This is a genomic window from Virgibacillus sp. M23 (assembly GCF_034190895.1).
Taxonomy (GTDB): domain Bacteria; phylum Bacillota; class Bacilli; order Bacillales; family Amphibacillaceae; genus Virgibacillus; species Virgibacillus salarius.
Window position 1 is genome coordinate 1 of record NZ_JAWDHA010000255.1, and the last position, 451, is coordinate 451.

Below are 451 nucleotides of genomic sequence, written 5' to 3' on the forward strand. Positions count from 1 at the left end.
TGGCAATGGCTCTTCCTTCCAGCAGCACTGAACCGCCTCTCGGCTTCATCAGGCGCGCTAATGAACGTAAAAGTGTCGATTTTCCGCAGCCATTGCTGCCAATAAATACGGTAATTTCACCTTTGGGAATTGTTAAATTCAACTCATCAATAATAACGGCATCCCCGTATCCTAAGCTCAGCGTTTCTGTAGAAATTGCACTCATACCCATAACCGCTCCTTTTTGCTGGCTTTTTAGCAGCACTATGTATTGCACGTTTTCTATATACATGCTTTTCAGTCAATTGTCATCAATGCAAGTGATTCCGATATTCAGCCATTTGATATGGTCATCTATCCCACATTGTAGCAGAAAACACTGACTTTGAAAATCATTTTCAATTAGTTTTTTGGACATAATTGGCGTTTATGGTTTATTTATCACACGATTATTTCTTGATTTCTCTGTTGG

General features: G+C 39.7%; 1 protein-coding gene. It reads right to left on the bottom strand.

From position 1 onward, the window contains the following. On the bottom strand, positions 1 to 211 hold a 211-nt coding region (locus RVS70_RS22395), incomplete at its 3' end, for an ABC transporter ATP-binding protein (RefSeq protein ID WP_321134915.1). Positions 212 to 451: the final 240 nt, after the last annotated feature.